Below are 18,629 nucleotides of genomic sequence, written 5' to 3'. Positions count from 1 at the left end.
TGGAGGCGCTGGTGGGACTGCGGGAACGCATCGCGGCGGAACTCACGGCGACCATGCACGGCGGGGACCTCGGTCTGGAGCGGTACGCGGGGCCGCCCGGTGACCCCGGGCTGTTCGGGATCGCGCCCGGGGATCCGGTGTGGCGGGTGCACGGACATGCCACCGGGATGCTCACCGGCGGGTTCGCCGCGCTCATGCTCCAGTCGTTGCATCCGCTGGCCATGGCCGGGGTCGACCAGCACTCCGACTTCCGCGCCGATCCGGTCGGGCGGCTCAACGGAACCGTACGGTTCATCACCACGACCACCTTCGGCTCCTCGGACGCCGCCCGCGAGGTGATCGACCTCGTCCGGCGGATCCACACCCGCGTCCACGGCACCGCCCCCGACGGCCGGCCGTACCGCGCGGACGACCCCGACCTGCTCACCTGGGTGCACACCGCCGAGGTGCGCAGTTTCCTCGCCGGTCACCAGACCTACGCACCCGGGCCGCACCGGCTGACACCCGCCGAGTGCGACTCCTACTACCACCGGGCCGCTCCCATGGCCGAGGCGCTGGGCGCCCGTGACGTACCGCGCACCTCCCTCGAAGCCGAGCGCTATCTGACCCGCCTGCGCCCCCGACTCCACGCCACCCCGGCCGCGTTGGACTCGGTGCTGTTCCTCCGCCGCTTCGGACGCACACGACGGGAACGGCTGGTCGTGCGCCTGCTCATGAACGCCTCGATCGGGCTGCTCCCCGACTGGGCCCGTACCGAACTGGGCATCCACCGCCCGGCCCCCGTCCGCGCGTGCTGGGACCGGCCCCTGGCGACGGCCGTCGGACACGTCATCCAGTGGGGGCTCGGGCCCTCGCAGATCCAGGCTGCCGCGCGGGAGCGGCTGGCGGGGGCGGGACAGGGGTGACGCCGGGGTCCGTTCAGACGGTCCCGGTGGCGAAGGCACCGCCGTCGCCGAACGCGAGCCGCGCGAAGTTCTCGCCGATACGGCGGTGGGCCGCCGGGTCGGGGTGGATCGCGTCGGGCAGCGGGAATTCCGCGTAGTCCTTCTCGCCGTACAGCTCACGGCCGTCGAGGTAGTACAGCTCCGGGTCGTCGGCCGCCCGCTGTTCGACGATCCGGGCGAGTTCGTCACGGATGACGTTGAGCGTCAGGCGCCCGGTGGCGCGGTCGGCCGGATCGCCCGTGGCCTTGAACCGCAGGGTCCCGCCGACGAAGTCGGGCATGAGGGGGCCGGGGGTGTCCTCCTGGACCGGGCACAGGATGGGCGACACGACCAGCAGCGGTGTGGCCGGGTGACCCTCGCGGATGGTGTCGAGGAATCCGTGCACCGCGGGGCCGAAGGCCCGTAGACGCATCACGTCACCGTTGACGACGTTGATGCCGATCTTCAGGCTGATCAGGTCCGCAGGGGCGTCCCGCATCGCGCGTGCGGTGAACGGGTCGAGCAGCGCGCTGCCGCCGAACCCCAGGTTCACCAGCTCGGCTCCGCCCAGTGAGGCCGCCAGGGCGGGCCAGATGCCGGTCGGACGGGTGGCGTTCGAACCGTGGCTGATGGAGCTGCCGTGGTGCAGCCACACCCTGCGCCCGCGGTCCGGCATCGGCTCGACGGGGGCGTCGGTGCGCAGCGCGACCAGCTCGGTGATCTCCGTGTGCGGAAGCCAGATCTCGATGTCCTTGTCGCGCTCGGGCAGACCGGTGAACCGGGCGGTGCCGACGGGCCCCTCGGTCAGCTCGGACGACTGGGTGACCATGTCGGTGATCGTGCGTACGTTTCCGCCGGCCACCGTGGCCTGGGCGGTGGGGGTGCCGTCCACCGACAGGTCGTACACACCGTCGGGCAGCGCGGGAAACCCCTGGTAGGCCCGCTTGGTGGGCAGTGTGTCCAGCTCGATGTCCGTGGCCCGGGTGCGGAAGGCCAGCCGTACGCCGGAGGGCTGGGCCTCGGCCATGGCCAGCTGGTCGTCGGGGATCTGCCGACGGGCCCGAGCGGGCAGCCGGTGCGGCAGCAGACCGTGTGCCGTCGTCTCCACATCGAGGTGGCCGCGGAGGAGGTCCGCGGTGACGGGTGTGGTGATCCAGTCGTGCTCAGCGTTCATCGTTCATCGCCCCAGCCATGTGCAAGATTTTTGTCATCGTTCGTCATGATTCAGCAGCAGGTGTTCCCGTGCCCGGCCGTCTGTCCGTGTTCCTGTGCCCGGCCGTCCGCCTGTGCTTCTGTGCCCGGCCGTTTGTCCGTGCTTCTGTGCCCGGCTGTCTGTCCGTGCTTCTGTGCCCGGCTGTCGCTGTTCCTGCGCCCGGCCTTCCCCGTGTCGTTGATCGCTGCTCCGGGCGGCCGACGCGAGCGAACGCGCCTCCGGCGGTGCGGTCCTCGGCCGGTCAGCGTGCGGCGCGGGCCCGCAGCAGGGCGTCGAGAGAGTCCACGACCCAGGCCCAGGACTCGTCCGCTCCGGGGGCACTGTGCTCGAAGCCTCCGGCCAGCTCCAGGCTGACGTAGCCGTGGAACATGCCGCCCAGCATCCGGACCGCGTGTGTCTGGTCCGGTTCCGGCAGGTCGTAGCCGCGCAGGAGCGCCCGGATCATCTGCGCATGCCGTACCCCGGCACTGGCGGCCGCCGTCTCGGGATCGAGCCGGAGCCGCGCGGCGTCGTAGCGGCCGGGGTGCTCGCGGGCGTAGTCGCGATAGGCGGCCGCGCAGGCGGCGAGGGCGTCCTTGCCCGCACGTCCGGCCAGGGCGTCGGCGACCCGGTCGGCGAGCTCCTCCAGCGCGAACAGCGCGATCCTCGTCTTGAGGTCTTGGGAGTTCTTCAGGTGCGAATACAGACTCGCGACCTTGACGTCGAACCGCCGGGCGAGCGCCGAGACCGTCACCTGGTCGAACCCGACCTCGTCGGCCAGCTCCGCCCCGGCCAGGGTCAGACGCTCCGGGGTCAGTCCTGCTCTGACCATAACCTTCCTCCGATCTGGCGATAACCATTATGTGTTTGCCTAAAGCTTTTAGGCAAACTGGCCCGTCTCCAGGGGGCTCAGAGGTAGGCGTCCTCGATGGCCACCCGTCGCACGGTGCGCAGTGTCGACCGGAGGCTGTCCGGATCGGTCGAGCCCAGGGCGAGGCGGATCGCTTGCGGCGTGTGCACCGAGGTGGTGAACGGCTCGGCCGTGGACACCGAGATGTGCTGACGCGCGAGGCTGGCGGTCAGACGATCGGCGCGTGCGTCGTCGGGCAGCGGCAGCCATGCGAAATAGGACGCGGGGTGGCTGATGAGGGGGAGACCTGCCAGCTCTTGCCGGGCCAGCCTTTGGCGGGCCTTGGCGTCCTCCCGTTTCCGTGCCTCCAGGCGGTCCACCGTGCCGTCGTCGAGCCAGCGGCAGGTGATTGCCACGGTGAGGGCCGGGGTGTTCCAGGTGGTTGCCCGGATCGCGCGTTCGAGCGACGGCACCGTAGCGGCCGGGGCCACGACGAAGCCGACCCGGAGGCCGGTGGCGACGCTCTTGGACAGTCCCGAGACATGGACGGTGACGTCCGGCGCGGTGGTGACCAGAGGCGGTGGCGGATCCTCCACCAGGTAGGCGTAGGAGGCGTCCTCGATGAGGAGCGGACCGTACCGTCGAGCGATCCCGACGAGGCGGTTCCGGTCGGGTGCCGACATGACCCAGCCCAGAGGGTTGTGCAGGGTGGGCATGGTGTAGATCGCCCGCACGGGGCGGGTCGCGCACAGCTTCTCCAGGACATCGAGATCCGGTCCGTCGGTGGTGACGGGTATCGGCTCCAGGTCGAGGTGGAAGGCGTGCGCGAGCACCTTGAAACCCGAGTAGGTCAGCGCGTCGACCGCGACGACGTCGCCGGGCTTGAGCGCGGCCATGACCGTGACGGCCAGGCCGTGCTGCGCACCGTTGGTGATGAGGATCCGGTCCGCGTCGGCGGTGATTCCCCGACGCCCCAGGTGCCGCGCGATCGAGGCCCTGTCCTGGGGGCGCCCCTGGTGCGGCTGGTAGCGCAGCAGCGAGTCGAGATCACCGGAAGTGGCCACCTCGCGCAGTGCCTGCCGGAGGAGATCGGCTTGTCCGGGGAGCGACGGATAGTTGAAGTTGAGGTCGACCGCATCCGTGGCGACGGCCTGTTGGTCGATGCCGTGACCGGCGGGCACCGCGATGTCGCGCACGAACGTGCCACGGCCCTGTTCCCGGCTCACCAGGCCCATCGTCTCCAACTCGGCGTACACCCGGGTCGCGGTCACCACGGCGATGCCTTCACGGGTGGCGAGCCCGCGGTGTGTCGGCAGCCGCACGCCCGGGGCGAGCCGCCCGGTCCGGATGTCCCGTGCGAACGCGTCGACCAGCGCTTTGTACCGCGAAGTTGCCATGTGCCGGATTGTATGCATGACAATTTCTCGACTGTCCTGGTCGTGGGTCTCTACGGTCGAGACCCACCTGCCGGGAAGGACAGCCGCCATGCACATCGCCATCCTCACCTTCGAGGGCTACAACGAACTCGACTCCCTGATCGCGCTCGGTGTGCTCAACCGCGTCAAGTCCGACGACTGGCGCGTCACCATCGCCACCCCGAGCCCCACGGTGACGTCGATGAACGGCGTGGTCATCGAGCAGATGTCCACGCTTGAGGAGGCGTGCGCCGCTGACGCCGTCGTCGTCGGCAGTGGCATCGCCACCCGCGAGGTCGTCGAAGACCCGGCGATCATGAGCGTCCTGCGCCGCCTGGACCCCTCGCGCCAACTCATCGCGGCACAGTGCTCCGGCGCGCTCGTGCTGGCCAGGCTGGGCCTGCTCGACGACATCCCCGCCTGCACCGACCTGACCACCAAGCCCTGGGTGGTCGCCGCCGGTGTCGAGATACTCGACCAGCCCTTCTACGCCAAGGACAACATCGCGACCGCGGGCGGCTGTCTGGCCTCGCACTACCTCGCCGCCTGGATCATCGCCCGCCTGAAGGGCAACGACGTCGCCGAAGGCGCGCTGCACTATGTCGCCCCGGTCGGCGAGAAGGAGGAGTACATCGAGCGCGCCTGGCGCAACATCACCCCCTACCTGCCCGCCGCCGCACCGGCGCTCGTCTGAACGACACGCCGCAGACGACCCGACCGGACAACCACCCCGACCGCCCCGACAGCCCCAACGGCCGCAATGGCCGCAATGGCCTCCGGCGCTGCCCAGCAGCCCCGACAGTTCCCAGGAGCCGCCCGGTAGCCCTGGCGCCGTTCGGTAGCCCCGGTGCCGTTCGGTAGCCCTGGCAGCCCCGACGCTGCCGGGCAGCCCCCATCGTTCCCAGGTGCCGTCCGGTAGCCCGGCGCCGCCCGGCAGCCCTCGTAGGCCCCCTCCTGTACCGTCCGGCAGCCCCGGCAGCCCCGGCAGCCCCGGAACCCTCCGGTAGTCCCGGCAGCTCCCGCAACCATGGCGCCCCCGGCGCCGTCCGGCACCCCCGGGCAGCCGGGCGGCGCGCCGGGCCGGTCGCTCGCGATCCGCCCTCTCGCGCCCGTCTCTCTCGCGCTCCGCCCCCCGCGACCCCCCCCCGCGACCCGCCCCCCCACGACCGCCCCCTCGGGCGCCACCGCCTTCGACCTTCGATGCGATTGCTGTGCCCCGGAACCGGCCCGGTGGCTGAGCCTTCGTCGACGTGTCCCCTTGTTGTCCGCCCCGGCGCGGGCGGAGAACAAGGGCTGAGGGGTCTCCGGTACCCACCCGCTGTTCACGGGGTCGGGTGCCCGCGCCGTGAACAGCTCCACGGGCGATCACCCCACCTGACGTGACCTCAGCCCGCCAGGTCCGCCGCGAGGTCGTCGCGCCAGCGTATGGACCGGCGTTGGTTCAAGACCGTTGCCGCCGCGATCGGCAGGGGCGAGAGCAGGAACTCGCGCAGTGCCCCGGCCGCCGAGTCCCGCACGCCCCACGTGATGGCGTCGGCCGCCGGGAGGGGCGAAGGGGCGGATTGGTGCCGCGCCGCTTCCTTCAGGCCCCGCGCCGCACGGGCCTCCGCCGCGAGGGTCCGCAGCCGCAGGTCGAGCGCCCCGTCGGCGGCGAGATCCACCGGCTCGTCCCGGCGGATCCGCTCCAACGCCTGCGCGATCTCCGGGTAGGTGTCGATGCCCGTCTCGGACGCCAGCCGGGCCAGCTGCGCCGCCATCGCGGAACGGAACCGCTCCGGCGGCGTCCGGTCGACGAGCCCGCCGAGGTCGAAATCACGTACCGAGGAGACCGGGTACCGTGCAGGCACGTCATCGAGGACAGGCAGCAGCAGCGCGCTCTCCAGCGGCGCGTCGCCGTCGTCCTGCGGATCCCAGGTGATGCCGTACTCCGTCGCCAGACCGGCCAGCAGCTGGGCGTACGCGGCCGTCGACCCGGGCCAGGGGTCGACGCCCAGCCGCTGCCACTGCTGCCCGGCCGGTCCGGTCCAGTAGTCCTCGCGGGGCGAATCGACCCCGCGCGCCGCCTCGGGGCGCTCCACGCCGTCCTCGATGAGGGTGACGTGCACCTCCGGCCCCTGTTTCGTCAGCCGCACGACCCGGGCCCCGCGGGACAGCCTGCGCAGCACCTCCGGACGGTGGAACTGAGCGTCACCGCCCTCCTGGGTGGCGTACGACCAACCGTCACCGCACTGGCCGACCCGGACCATGGGACGGTGCGCCGCCCAGGGCGCGGTGGCCGACAGCCTCGCCTGCTCCCGGCTGCGCGGCCCGGCGGTCGCGGGCACGTGACCCAGCCTGACCCACAGCTCCTCGGGCGGTATGCCCGCCACGAACACGACGTCCGGTTGTACGGGTGCTGCTGCTGCCCGCTCGGCCGATGTTCCGAAGGAGATGACGGCGTACGACCCGTCGGACTCCGGGACGGGCGGGGCCGGTTCGGCCGCATCGGCCGCAGCCGGGAGCAGCGGCTCGGCGGCCTCGGCGGCGAGGCCGAGCGGGGAGAGCGGATCGGGGAGGGGCGGCCTGTCGTCGTCCCAGATCAACCGGCCCTCGAAGCCGAGCGGCGTACGCCCGTTGAAGGGAGTGCCGTTGTCCAGCGCAGCGGCGAAGTCGGCGAGGACGTGCCGCAGGCCCGGCCAAGGGGTGAAGGACGGCATGTCCTCGTCGAAGTACTTGCCTACGCGCCCGTGGTGCGGGCCGGGGCGGGAGACCAGGAAGAGCCCGTCGGAGGACTGCCAGCCGATGCCCAGGGTGACCAGCAGCCGTCCGTGCGGCCAGTACGCGTGCTCGTCGCTCTCCTCCTCGTCGAGATCGTCCTCGTCGAGGTCGGCGCCGACGGTCCGCAGGAACTCGGTGCTGCTGACGATGTCGTCGACGCCGGACAACGGTCCGTAGTAGCCCAGCGTCGGCGCCCCGTCCTGAAGTTGCACGCCGTCGTGACGCAGCAGCGACTCCTTCAGGTCGGGAGGGAACGTCACCCCGAGACGGAGCTCGGCCGCCGCGATGTCCTCGGGGAGGGCCGGCGGCCGGAGCAGCCCGTGGCTGACAGGTGCGTGTTCGGCGAGCCAGGTCTCGATGCGGGCCCAGGACTGTTCGACGGTGAGCGTGGTCATATCGGCACTCTAGGAGCAGCCACTGACAGTCCCGCGAGGCGGACCGGTACCGGAGCAGGCGACCACCGATGCGTTGCCCCCTGCTCGGCCACCGCCGCCCCGACCCCGTGCATGCCCGCGCGGGACGGAACGGGACGCAACGCCGCGCGGCCCCCTGCCACACACCCGCCTCGGCTCCTTGTTCGGCCGACGCCGTACGGCGAGGCGCGTAAGGTGCCCCAGTCATCGAGACGGAAGGCGGGGTGCGGGCCACATGGCACCGAAGAGAGCGACGCGAGAACAGCTGGAGCGTGCGGCGCGGGCCGCGCTGGGCGGCGGGCGACGGCTGGAGACGGTCGAGCGACTCGCGGGCGGCACCAGGAAGGGCGTCTACCGGCTGACGATGGACGATTCCACGACGGCGATCGCCTATCTGTGGGAGGAGTCCGAGAGCTACTGGCCGACCGCCGATCACGACGGCGACCTCGCCGACCCCTTCTCGCCCGGCGTCGGGCTCGACCTGTTCGAGGCCGCACACGCGCGGCTGGCGGCGCTGGGCCTCCGGGTCCTCGACATCCACCTGGTCGACCGCGACCGTACCCACTACCCGGCCGACCTCGCGATCGTCGAGGACGTGCCCGGCGAGGCCCTGATGGAGCTGCGCAACCGCGACCCGCGCGCCGCGGAGCCGACCATGAAGCTCCTCGCCGAGAGCCTGACGACGATGCGCGCACACCGTGCGCCGTCGTTCGGCAAGGTGAGCCTGATCGACGGGGGCGGCACGTCGAACGCCGCCTCGTGCGAGCAGGCGGCCCTGGCCTTCGCGCTGCGCTGCCTCGCCGAAGCGACCGGGCGCGACCACAGGATCGCCGAGGCCCGCGACCAGTTGGAGGAGCGGCTGCGTCGACTGACCGGGGCGGTGCGGCCGCGCGCCGAGTACTCCGTCGTCCACGGCGAGCTGGGCCTGGACCACGTCATGGTCGACCGGGACGGCAGACCCGTGCTGATCGACATCGAGGACCTGATGTACTTCGACGTCGAGTGGGAGCACGTGTTCCTGCGCCTGCGCCACAGCGACGACCAGTACCGGCAGCTGGCGGCGGACGGCCTGGACGAGAACCGCCTCACGCTCTACAAACTCACCCAGCACCTGTCGCTGACGGCCGGCCCGCTGCGCCTGCTCGACGGGGACTTCCCCGACCGGGAGTTCCTGAAGGGGATTGCCGAGCACCATCTGAACGAGGCGCTGGCGATGGCCCCGGGAAGTTGAAGGCGCGACCTGCGTGTGCGGGTCGCAGGGGCCTGCGGCTCCCTGGCGTCCTCAACTCGGCTCCACCGCACCGCTGTTATGCCATTGCGCGGTGATCCGTTCCACCGTTCCACCGCTATGTCGTTATGCCGCTGCATTGCTATGCGGCTACGTTGCCATGCCGCCACATCGTTACGTCGCCGAAGGGGGCGCACCTCCACATCCGCCTCGGGTGGTGTGCCGGGCTCGCGGCAATCCGTTCGCGCCACGTCTCCCCGGCTGCGTAGGGTCTTCGGATGACGAGGACCACACCGGCCAGACCGGTGTCCGTGGAGGCCGTGTTCCCGGAGCTGGCGCCCTACCGGGGCCGGACGACCCGGTTGCACCCCCGGCCTGGGCGGCCCGGCATCCACGACAGCCACGTCGGCGGGCCGATGCTGTGGCCGGACGGCGAACCATGGCCGGTCTGCTACGAACCGCACCGGCCCGAGACCGAGGGGTACACGCGGGCCGAGATCCTCCGCGCCCGGACCGCAGGCACATGGCCGCAGAGCCGACCGTGGCCCGGCACCGTAACGCCCGGCACGCCCGGCACGGGAACGCCCGGTACCGGAACGCCCGTAACTCCCGGCACCATGGCGCCCGGCGAGGACGGACCGGTGCCCTTCGCGGGGCTCGCCCAGTTCTTCCGGCGCGACATCCCCGGCCTCGCGTCCGGGCCCGAGGGCGCGGACCTGGTGCAGCTCTTCCGCTGCCCACTCACCCATGGCCCGCACCTGGAACGCCGGTACCACCTGCGGTGGCGACGGACGCGGGAGACCGAGCAGGCGGAACGCTTCCTCGCCACTCCTCCCGAAGTGCCCCTGTTCCGATGGGAGCACGAACTTCCCGAGCCGTGTGTCCTGCACCCGGAAGAGGTGGACACGTATCCCTGGGCGGAGGGCGACACACTGCCTGCCGCGCTGATCGCACGCATCGACGCGTGGGACGACGCCCAGGCGTCCGAACAGGGCCCCGACGCCCCCGACTACCAGTCCGACCTGTCGATCCCGCCCGGCTGGCGGGTCGGCGGCTTTCCGAGCTGGGCCTCGACGGGCCCGATGGCCCTCGGCTGCGCGTCCTGCGCGACCCCGTTGCGACTGCTGCTGACGGCCGGGGGAGAAGAGATGGACGCGGGCTCGCACAGCTGGGTGCCGTTGGAGGACCGCGACCCGTCCCTGCGGGGGAAGGCATCGATCCGGGGTGGTCCCTCCGTCGCCCGGCCCACGCGGCTCCGCTTCGGCCGGGACCGGGACCTGCACGTCTTCACCTGCCCGGCCGACCCCGGACACCCGCCCCGGTGGGTGCTTGCCTGATACGCCGTCATGGGTCGTGCCCAGCCACGCGCACCGCAACGGCCCCGGACCGCTCGCCTTCCCATCCGCTCACCCTCCCATCCCCTCACCCACTCACCGGGGATGTAGCGTGTGCCGATGTGCCTTTTCCCGATGAGCGCAGCCAGGTTGCCGTAGTCGAGTACCGTCCTCAGTGGCCGGCGGAGTTCGCACTGCTCGCCGGGAGGTTGCGCGATGCGCTGGGTGATCCCGTCTGCGGGGTCGATCATGTGGGATCCACCTCGGTGCCGGGCCTGGCAGCCAAGGACTGCATCGACGTACAGGTACGGATGAGGTCGATCGACGAGGCGCGGGATGTGCCGCTGCTCGCGGCGATCGGATTCCGGTGCCGCCCCGAGCCGTGGAACCGCGTCGAGGTCTCCGGCGGCCGGGAGTGCCGCAAACTCGTCTTCGCGCCCCCGGTCGGCGCCCGCTCCTGCAACGTCCACCTGCGGGAGCACACCGGGTCCAACGCCCGCTTCGCGCTGCTGTTCCGCGACTACCTGCGCGCGGACGAAACCGCCCGCCGGGCCTGGGGAGCGTTCAAGCAACGGCTGGCCCTGAGCGTGCCGGACCTGGCGGACTACGGCCGGATCAAGGCCCCCGCCACGGAGGTGCTGATGGGAGCGGCCGAACGATGGGCCGCCGAGACCGGCTGGAGCGTCCCGCGAGCAGACGGGTGCGAGCCGGGGTCGGAAGCGAGGATCGGCCACCGTCCGGGCCGGTCGACGCACCGGTGACTCGCGCTCCACCCCACCTGCGCGCCCGGCGCCGATGGGGAGCGGGCGCCCTGCCGCGACCGGACCATCGGCGGCCGCCCGTCAGTCCGCCCTCTCGATCGCCTGTCTGGCTGCGGCCGTGAAGGCGGTACGTCTGAGCAAGCGCATCGTGAAATCGGGGCGCTGCTCGGGATCGCACAGTTCCACGGCCTTCCGGCTGTCGCCGATGTTGTCCCCCAGCACCCTGAGGATGACCTCGAACTCTTCATTCGCGCGGAAGTAGAGCTCTGCCGCCTCGATGTCGATGGACGGCGGACCGTGCAGGCTGGCAACGTGCAGGGCCTGGTCGAGTCGCTTGAGAGCGGAGAGACCTTCGTCGACCTCCTGCCCCATGGGGTCGCCCCCGTTCTGCGGCGGTACGAGCCTCCACATCGCGTCGATCGCGAACCATGTCTCCGTCGACGCGGAGAGCAAGCCGGCATAGGCCGCGCGACGTGCCTCCTCACGAGCACGGAGTCGTTCGACCGCAGCCTGCCGACGCTGCAACCGGAGGGTGAAGGCCCCGGTCAAGCCGGCCGCGAAGAGTGTGGAGAGCGCGGTGATCAAGGCGACTGCCACGGTGTCCTTCATAGCGTCAGTTTCCCTTATATGAAGGCGACTTGGCGCTCGCGCAGAACTCTGCGCCACGGCCGTCCCGGATGCCGGAGCCCGGCGGCGCGGCCAGGACCCGGCCGGACGGTCCTTCTCGTGCGTCGGCACGGCGCGACGGCTCGGGCGACCTCGCAGGCCAAGGTGGTCGCTGCGGGCGACATCACCGGCGTCCGTCTCAGCAGCCGCACTCCGGGGGAGCTCCGCCGCGCCGATGAGCGGGCCCGTCCACCGGTCGCCGGGAAAACTCCTTGCGAGTGACCCGCGTCGAATGTCTGAATGATCGGCCACCGGTCAGAGAGGGAACATGAAGACATCGCTGCCCACCCCCTCGTTGCACACCGCTCGCCTCCGACTGCGCGCTTTCGAAGACACGGACGCGGACGACCTCTTCGCACTGCACAGCAGCGCCTACGTGCTGCGCTACTGGGACTCGCCACCGTGGAGCGAACGCGGGCGCGCCGAGAAGTTCATCGCGGGTTGCCGACGGCTGGAAGAGGAGGGCAGCGGCGCGCGGCTGGCCGTAGAGCGCGTCTCCGACGGGGCGTTCATCGGCTGGTGCAGCCTGAGCGGCTGGAATCCGGACTACCGCAGCGCGTCACTCGGCTACTGCTACAACGACGCGGCATGGGGCCACGGCTACGCGACCGAGGCCGGGCGCGCCCTGCTGAGGTGGGCGTTCGACACGCTGGACCTGAACCGCGTCCAGGCCGAGGCCGATACACGCAATGCGGCATCCGCCCGCGTGCTGGAGAAGCTCGGCTTCGTCCGTGAAGGAACGTTGCGGGAAGACTGCGTTGTCGACGGCGAGGTCTCCGACTCGTGGGTGTACGGGCTGATCAGGCGGGAGTGGCAGCCATCGCCCGAGCAGGTCCGCGCCCCCTGAACACTGCAAACACTCCGAGCACTCCGAACACTCCGAGCACTGAGAACACTCCGACGCCTCTTCCGGGCAAACCGCCGCCACCGCCCGGACCACTGCGTGGTGCGGCCCGGCCGACCAGCGGAGGGAGTACGACGGACACGGCACGGGCCACCGCTCCTGACGACGGGCCGCCCCGGCAGGCGCGCCCCTCGGGCTGGGCCGGCCAGGGCGTGTATCGAAGACACCGCCGGACACCGCCGGACACCGCCGGACACCACCGGGCCCGCCCTCCGGGCGGACGACGCCCCTTTCGACATACGGCCTAGGGTCTGTCCAGCGGATCACGTGACTTCTCGCGCTCCGGCGCGTTGGCATGTTCATGGGGCGGGGAGATCTCACGAACGAGGAATGGGCCCGACTGAAGCCGCATATGCCCAAGTCCGGTCAGCGCGGTGGGCGTTGGGTCAGCCACCGCAGGATCATCAACGGGATTCTCTATCGGAACCGGACTGGGGTGCCGTGGCGGGATCTGCCTGCGCGGTTCGGCAAGTGGAAGACCGTGTACGAGAGGCACAGACGCTGGTCGGCGGACGGCACGTGGGACAAGACCTATGCGGCCGTCCTGGCTGACGCGGATGCCCAGGGCCGCATTGACTGGTCCGTGGTGAGCGTGGGCTCAACCACCTGCCGGGCCCAGCAGCACGCCGCCGGAGCGCGCAGGAAACCACCGCGGGTGCCGGGAAAAGACGCACGCCTCGGCAGCACCGCCCCGACGAGGGACTCGGACGCTCCCGGGGCGGCCTCACCTGCAAGATCCACCTCGCCGGAGAAGGTGGACGCCGCCCCCTGGCCTTGCTGATCACCCCGGGCCAGTGGGGCGACGCCCCGCAGCTCATCCCCATCATGGAACGCCTCCGTGTCGGCCGGATCGGTGGCGGGCGCCCCCGCACCCGACCGGACCACCTCGGCGGCGATAAGGCCTATTCCTCCCGGCGTAACCGCCGCTACCTGCGCAGACGGCGGATCAAGCACACCATCCCCGAGCCGAAGAACCAGCGGGCCAACCGCCAACGCCGCGGCAGCAAGGGCGGACGGCCCGTCGGCTTCGACAAAACAATCTACAAGCGCAGAAACGAAGTCGAGCGCACGGTCAACGCCCTCAAGAGCTGCCGGGCCGTGGCCACGAGATTCGACAAGCGTGTCTACGTATTCCAGGGCACCGTGACCGTCGCAGCGATCCGGCTCTGGCTCCGGGGGTAGATCCATTATCCCGATGCGGCGAGGCGTCTGTCACCGTCCTCCGGAATGATCTTTACGTCCAATTTGCACCTCTAGGCTTACGGGCGGACCCAAAGCATTGATCTGACCTGGGAGTTGAGAGTGGCGCACGACGTTGCCGCGCTGGCGGTGGAACTCACGGACATGGCTGCGGCCGATCACAAGTCCGCTGTCCGCGCGAACAGCGATGATCCCGCCGAGCAGCTGGCGTGGCGGCGGCTGACCGCTCGGCACGGTGACCGGCTGGGCGAGATCATGGAGGAGTACGGCTGGCCGACGGCAGAACTGGTCGGCGAGGAGGCCGCACGCGCGGCATGGCTGATCGCTCAGCACGCCGACCGGCAGCTCGACGTTCAGCGTCGCGCCCTCCAGCTGATGCGGCAGGCGGTGTCGGCCGGGTCGGCCAGCCCACGCGAGCTGGCCTTTCTGCACGACCGTATGCTGGTCAATGAGGGCCGCGAGCAGGTCTACGGCACTCAGATCGCCGGCGTGAAGGACGGATCACCGGTTCCGTGGCCCTGTGAAGAACCCGAGCGCATGGACGAACTCCGTGCGGAAGTCGGCATCGAACCCTTCGACGAGTACGTCGCCAAGTTCTCCATGGCGTGACGCCCGTTTCCCGTCGCGTCCGGTGGATCACTGCCCGGGCTCACCTGCCGCAGGCAATGATCCGCCGGACAGGCCCTACGCTGCTCGCCATGAACCCCGTCACGACCAGCGGTGCGGCCGCCGACCCCGTCATCCTCCGCGCCGAGGAGCTGATCTCCGACCCGGGGCTGGAAGCCCGGTTCGCGGAGCCGGTCCACCAGATCCTTTCGCACCTGGTCGGCGGAGGTGCCGCACTGGGCTGGGTCGAACCGCCCTCGCGGGACGATGTGGCGGAGCTTCTCGACCATGTCTTCTCCGCCGTGCGCGCCGGGGACGGGGCCCTGCGCGCCGCCTACCTCGGCCATCGGCTCGTCGGGGTGGGGTACTGGCTCCGCTACGCCCGGCCGACCCACCGGCCGCACGCCGATCTGGAGAAGCTCGCGGTGGATGCCGCCGCCCATGGCCGTGGCATCGGCCGGGCGCTCACCACTGCCCTGATCGCCGACGCCCGGGAAGCGGGGATCGAGGTCCTCACTCTGGACGCCCGTGGCGACAACACCAACGCCCTGCGCCTCTACCGGTCTCTGGGGTTCGCCGAGTACGGCCGCCTGCCCGACTTCGTCGCCGTCGGCGAACGCCGCTACGACAAGGTGTTCTGCATGCTGGATCTCCGGCGATCGGACGGACCGCCGCCCCGCCCGCATGCGCTATAGTTGATCTTGGCAGTCGGCCGGAACCACCGGTAACTGACCATGCGTTGGTGGTCCAAGGAAAGACGCCCCACTTCCCGTGGGGAAATGCAGGTGCAAGGCCTGCCCAGCGCTCGTTCGCGAAGCCCTTCCCCCACGGGGGAAGGGCTTCGTCGTGTTGTGTCGACACGGCACGTTCCACTGGCGCGGGCGTGGGCGCGGCGCGGCAGACGGACCGCGTCCCCCGGGGCCTGCCGCCACCCTCCCCGCCGCCGCGCCCGCTCATGGTGCGGCACGTCGGTGCCACGGCCGACAGAGATGCGCCCGCTCACTGCTGGGCCGCGACCTCGCCCAAACCCTTCGGCGCCGCCCGCACCTGTCGGCGTGAAGTCCCGGGAACGCCGGTGCCGTTCCGCGTACGGCGCGCCGCCGCGCGCCCTGTACGCGCCCGCCCTGCACGCGCCCTCAGTTGCGTCCGCCGCGCTGCCAGCGCCGGACCGTGAGGGGCGCGGGTCCACCCGCGAGCCGGTCCGCCCACGACTGGACCAGGCTCCGCGCCTCGTCCGGGAGCGCCCGTACGGCGGCGACCACGCCCGTCGTGGTGGCCTGGTCGTCGTCGACCAGGACCGCCGCGAAGTCCAGCCGGTCGTCCGGCTCCGCCCCCAGCAGCCGTGGTTCGACCTCGCCCGGGGTACGGGCCCGCGGCGACCACTGGGCGGTGACGAGCGTGTACGGAACCTCCGCAGCCGGCTCGCGGCGGAGCAGTACGACCGCCGGGACGGCCGTGAACTCCTGGTAGAGACCGGCCTTCCAGTACGGCTCCTCCGTCGCGAACCGCTCGGCGGCGGCACGGTCGGCGAGGTCCACGACGTGGACGCTTCCCGTGTGCTCCTCTCCGTCCTCGGAGAGAGTGGGGCCACGGAGTATCATCCGGCCGTCGAACCGGTCCATGTAGGACCAGTGCGCCTCGGCGAACCGGAACAACTGGTCAGCCACTCCCGGCTTGTCTTGCGCATGAACGTAGAACAACATGCCGCGACCGTACCGGAGGGTTCGAGCCACACCCCGCGAGGAGGGCCGCAGCCCCGAGGCGGCCGCCTCCCCCCACGCCCCCGCTCCCGGCCGAACCGGCCACCGATTCATGGAGGAACCGCTCCCAGTCCTCGTCGGACACCGACGACCCGTCCCGCCCCCCAGCCCCACCCACGCCGTGCTCCCGTTCTCGCTCGATCGCTCGATCACTTCGGTGCCCGACTGCTGGCTGCCCGGCGCCCCCTCGCGCGCCCGCCTGAACAGCCGTCTCCGCACCGGTCCAACGGGAGCCGCCCGTACGATCGCACGACCGACCGGTCGGCCTGCCGGGCGCGGTGGGAGCGGAGGGCGGCGGCGCCGCACCGGCCTCCGGTACGGGCATGGCAGGTGGAACGCGCTCGCGTCGGCACGGACCCGGGCCCGCTACGCGTCGGCGGGCGGGTGCGGTCCGGGCCCGCTGGTGAACAGCCGGTCGAGGTGCTGGTCGACGGCGGCAAGGGCCTCCTGAGGTCCGATCACGCCCAGTTCGATGAGCGGGGTCAAGCCGGTGAGCGTCAGAAGCAGATTGGTCTCCGTCGCCGGATCGCGGTCCGAGCCGATGAGGCCGTCCGCCATCGCCTGGCGGACGAGTTGCTCGACGAGGCGGCGACCATGGGCCAGACCCTCGCGTGCGCGCGTGTGGATGGTGGCGTCGTGCAGCGCCTCCAGGACGTAGGCGGTGCTCATCCGGCTGGTCGCGCGTGCGTCGGGATGCAGCGGAAGCATCTCCGCGAGCATCACGCGGAGCACGTCACGGGGGTGCGGCGGGCTGCCGAGTTCCGCGATGCCCTCGGCGACGCGCAGCGCCGTCTGTTCGGACGCGAAGTCCATGGCGAAGACCAGCATCTCTTCCCGGGTCGCGAAGTAGTGCTGCACCGCGCCGTGGGAGATGCCCGCCTCCTGGGCCACCTCCCGGACGCTCGCATGCGCGATGCCGCGTTGTTCCACCACGCGCCACAGGGCTCGGGCGATCGTCTCGCGGCGTTCCCGGTGGTCCACCTGCTTGGGCATCGCTGTCCGCCTCCTTTTCCATACGGTTGACATATTACACCTGACAGGTAAAGGCTGGAGCTCCGTTCGCGGAAAGGATGCGACATGTCCGAACAGCCACGAGTACGTACGGCGGAGGGCCTGGTCGAAGGGTGCCGACGGGGTGAGCACGCGGTGTTCCGCGGCATCCCGTACGCCCGGCCGCCGGTCGGGCCGCTGCGCTTCCGGGCGCCCGCACCGGTCGAGGGGTGGAGCGGGGTGCGGCGGGCGACCGAGTTCGGCCCCGTGGCCCCGCAGTCGGGGCCCACGGCCGAGAGCTCGGCCGGGAACGACTGGCTCACTCTCGATGTCAGCACCCCCGCCGCGGCCCCGGGAGCGGCCGGGCTGCCCGTGCTGGTGTGGATTCACGGGGGTGCCTACATCGCGGGCTCCTCCAGCGACCCGATGTACGACCCGGCCGCCCTGACCGGTGCGGGCCTGGTCGTGGTGAGCATCAACTACCGGGTGGCGGCCGAGGGTTTCCTCCTGATCGAGGGCGCCCCGGCCAACCGCGGCTTCCTCGACCAGATCGCGGCCTTGGAATGGGTGCGGCGCAACATCGCCGCTTTCGGTGGGGACCCCGAGCGGGTCACGGTGGCGGGGCAGTCCGCCGGGGCGGGATCGATCGCGGCCCTGCTGACGATGGAGCGGGCGCGCGGGCTGTTCCGCAGGGCCATCGCGCACTCGGTGCCGGGAACGCTGTGCACCCGCGCCCTGGCGGAGGAGGTCGCCGCCGAACTCGCGGGCCGGGTCGGTGCGACGCCTGACGCCGAAGCCCTGTCCGGCATCGACCCCTTGCGCCTGGCCGACGAGCTCACCGCCCTCGGCGCCGGCCTCTCCGGCCGACGCGGGGGATGGGGCCGGCTCTCGCGGACGGGTGTCGCCGTCTGCCCGGTCCTCGACGGTGCGGTGTTCACCGAAACCCCCTGGAAGGCGCTGGGCGAGGGCCGTGCCGAGGGGATCGAGCTCCTCGTCGGCCACACCCGCGATGAATTCCGGCTGTTCAGCGTCATGATGGGGCGGCGGGGCACCTTCACCGAGGAGGAGGCCCGTACGGCCCTGGACCTGTTCGCCCCTACGCCGGACGGCGCCCACGCCTACCGTGCCGCCCACCCGGGGGCCACCGCTGAGGAACTGCTTGAACTGGTGTACTCCGACGCCCTCTTCCGGATGCCCTCGCTGCGGCTGGCCCAGGCGAACCAAGCGGCTGGAGGCAGCTCGTATCTCTTCGAACTGCGACTGCCCGCCTCGGCGTCCGGCGGGATTCTGGGCGCCTGCCACAGTCTCGATGTGCCCCTGGCCTTCGGCACGTTGGACAGTCCCGTCGGCCGGAACCTGTTCGGTGACCGCCCGACGCCCGAGGTCTCGGCGGTCTCCAGGGAACTGCGGCAGAGCTGGGTCCGTTTCGCCACGACCGGCGACCCCGGATGGCCCGCCCACCGGCCCGAGCACCGGCTGACCCGTGTCCTGGACGTCGAGTCGACGACCTCGCCCTACCCGGAAGAGGCCTCTCGCCGGATCTGGGAGCGGCACGAACCGACCCCCTTCGACCTCATGGAACCGGGCCGCGTCGTGGCGGAGGCCAAGGGCTGACGGTCGGCCGGACGCC

The 18,629-nt window shown here is 71.4% G+C and carries 17 protein-coding genes; 10 read left to right on the top strand and 7 right to left on the bottom strand.

The annotated features are described in order from the left end of the window. Positions 1-11: 11 nt before the first annotated feature. On the top strand, positions 12-905 hold the full coding sequence (locus ACFVFH_RS28580) for an oxygenase MpaB family protein (protein WP_383773805.1): 894 nt from the start codon (positions 12-14) through the stop codon (positions 903-905). 13 nt (positions 906-918) lie between these two features. Here ACFVFH_RS28580 and ACFVFH_RS28575 read toward each other — a convergent pair whose 3' ends face one another. The 3 genes from ACFVFH_RS28575 to ACFVFH_RS28565 all read right to left on the bottom strand — a co-directional run bounded on the left by ACFVFH_RS28575 (position 919) and on the right by ACFVFH_RS28565 (position 4,362). Further along, positions 919-2,097, bottom strand: coding sequence for a GDSL-type esterase/lipase family protein (locus ACFVFH_RS28575; RefSeq protein WP_383773803.1), 1,179 nt, complete (start codon positions 2,095-2,097; stop codon positions 919-921). A 280-nt stretch (positions 2,098-2,377) separates the two neighbouring features. After that, positions 2,378-2,947 (bottom strand): TetR/AcrR family transcriptional regulator, encoded by a 570-nt coding sequence (locus tag ACFVFH_RS28570; RefSeq protein WP_383773801.1) that lies wholly within the window; start codon positions 2,945-2,947, stop codon positions 2,378-2,380. Between the two features lie 77 nt (positions 2,948-3,024). Next, positions 3,025-4,362 (bottom strand): PLP-dependent aminotransferase family protein, encoded by a 1,338-nt coding sequence (locus ACFVFH_RS28565; RefSeq protein WP_383773799.1) that lies wholly within the window; start codon positions 4,360-4,362, stop codon positions 3,025-3,027. An 88-nt stretch (positions 4,363-4,450) separates the two neighbouring features. On the opposite strand from ACFVFH_RS28565, the gene ACFVFH_RS28560 reads away from it, so the two are divergent. After that, positions 4,451-5,074, top strand: a complete 624-nt coding sequence (locus tag ACFVFH_RS28560) for a DJ-1/PfpI family protein (protein WP_383773797.1) — start codon at positions 4,451-4,453, stop codon at positions 5,072-5,074. 691 nt (positions 5,075-5,765) lie between these two features. Here the strand turns inward: ACFVFH_RS28560 and ACFVFH_RS28555 are convergent. Continuing rightward, positions 5,766-7,532 (bottom strand): SMI1/KNR4 family protein, encoded by a 1,767-nt coding sequence (locus ACFVFH_RS28555; RefSeq protein ID WP_383773795.1) that lies wholly within the window; start codon positions 7,530-7,532, stop codon positions 5,766-5,768. Positions 7,533-7,785: 253 nt separating this feature from the next. Between ACFVFH_RS28555 and ACFVFH_RS28550 the strand changes: the two genes are divergently transcribed. From ACFVFH_RS28550 to ACFVFH_RS28540, 3 genes are all read left to right on the top strand, one after another. After that, complete coding sequence (locus tag ACFVFH_RS28550) at positions 7,786-8,781, top strand: phosphotransferase family protein (RefSeq protein ID WP_383773793.1); 996 nt, start codon at positions 7,786-7,788, stop codon at positions 8,779-8,781. Between the two features lie 302 nt (positions 8,782-9,083). Continuing rightward, positions 9,084-10,115, top strand: coding sequence for a hypothetical protein (locus ACFVFH_RS28545; protein ID WP_383774088.1), 1,032 nt, complete (start codon positions 9,084-9,086; stop codon positions 10,113-10,115). Between the two features lie 119 nt (positions 10,116-10,234). Further along, the gene (locus ACFVFH_RS28540; RefSeq protein ID WP_383773791.1) at positions 10,235-10,873 is read left to right on the top strand and encodes a GrpB family protein; all 639 of its coding nucleotides are present in this window, start codon (positions 10,235-10,237) and stop codon (positions 10,871-10,873) included. 81 nt (positions 10,874-10,954) lie between these two features. Here the strand turns inward: ACFVFH_RS28540 and ACFVFH_RS28535 are convergent, their stop codons facing one another. After that, entirely contained in the window at positions 10,955-11,482 is a 528-nt protein-coding gene (locus ACFVFH_RS28535; protein WP_383773789.1) for a hypothetical protein, read from the bottom strand. 325 nt (positions 11,483-11,807) lie between these two features. Here ACFVFH_RS28535 and ACFVFH_RS28530 point away from each other — a divergent pair, with 325 nt between their 5' ends. The 4 genes from ACFVFH_RS28530 to ACFVFH_RS28515 all read left to right on the top strand — a co-directional run bounded on the left by ACFVFH_RS28530 (position 11,808) and on the right by ACFVFH_RS28515 (position 14,944). Then, positions 11,808-12,386: a GNAT family N-acetyltransferase gene (locus tag ACFVFH_RS28530; protein WP_383773787.1), complete on the top strand. Its 579-nt coding sequence runs from the start codon at positions 11,808-11,810 to the stop codon at positions 12,384-12,386. A gap of 358 nt (positions 12,387-12,744) precedes the next feature. Beyond that, positions 12,745-13,625 (top strand): IS5 family transposase gene (locus ACFVFH_RS28525; protein WP_383774086.1). Its coding sequence is split into 2 segments (ribosomal slippage): positions 12,745-13,105 and positions 13,105-13,625, totalling 882 coding nucleotides; the frame shifts between segments, so codons are not numbered across the junction. Between the two features lie 120 nt (positions 13,626-13,745). After that, a complete protein-coding gene (locus ACFVFH_RS28520) occupies positions 13,746-14,252 on the top strand; it encodes a DUF6624 domain-containing protein (protein WP_383773785.1) in 507 nt (168 codons plus the stop codon). Positions 14,253-14,341: 89 nt separating this feature from the next. Further along, positions 14,342-14,944: a GNAT family N-acetyltransferase gene (locus ACFVFH_RS28515; RefSeq protein ID WP_383773783.1), complete on the top strand. Its 603-nt coding sequence runs from the start codon at positions 14,342-14,344 to the stop codon at positions 14,942-14,944. Between the two features lie 441 nt (positions 14,945-15,385). Here ACFVFH_RS28515 and ACFVFH_RS28510 read toward each other — a convergent pair whose 3' ends face one another. Both ACFVFH_RS28510 and ACFVFH_RS28505 read right to left on the bottom strand, forming a co-directional pair. Further along, the gene (locus ACFVFH_RS28510; RefSeq protein ID WP_383773781.1) at positions 15,386-15,952 is read right to left on the bottom strand and encodes a YciI family protein; all 567 of its coding nucleotides are present in this window, start codon (positions 15,950-15,952) and stop codon (positions 15,386-15,388) included. Between the two features lie 423 nt (positions 15,953-16,375). Then, entirely contained in the window at positions 16,376-17,002 is a 627-nt protein-coding gene (locus ACFVFH_RS28505) for a TetR/AcrR family transcriptional regulator (RefSeq protein ID WP_383773779.1), read from the bottom strand. 84 nt (positions 17,003-17,086) lie between these two features. Here ACFVFH_RS28505 and ACFVFH_RS28500 point away from each other — a divergent pair, with 84 nt between their 5' ends. Next, on the top strand, positions 17,087-18,613 hold the full coding sequence (locus ACFVFH_RS28500; RefSeq protein WP_383773777.1) for a carboxylesterase/lipase family protein: 1,527 nt from the start codon (positions 17,087-17,089) through the stop codon (positions 18,611-18,613). The last annotated feature ends 16 nt before the right edge of the window (positions 18,614-18,629 follow it).

Source organism: Streptomyces sp. NPDC057697 (assembly GCF_042799335.1).
Taxonomy (GTDB): domain Bacteria; phylum Actinomycetota; class Actinomycetes; order Streptomycetales; family Streptomycetaceae; genus Streptomyces.
Note: the sequence above shows the minus strand (reverse complement) of the source record. Positions and strands in the feature narration are given on the sequence as shown.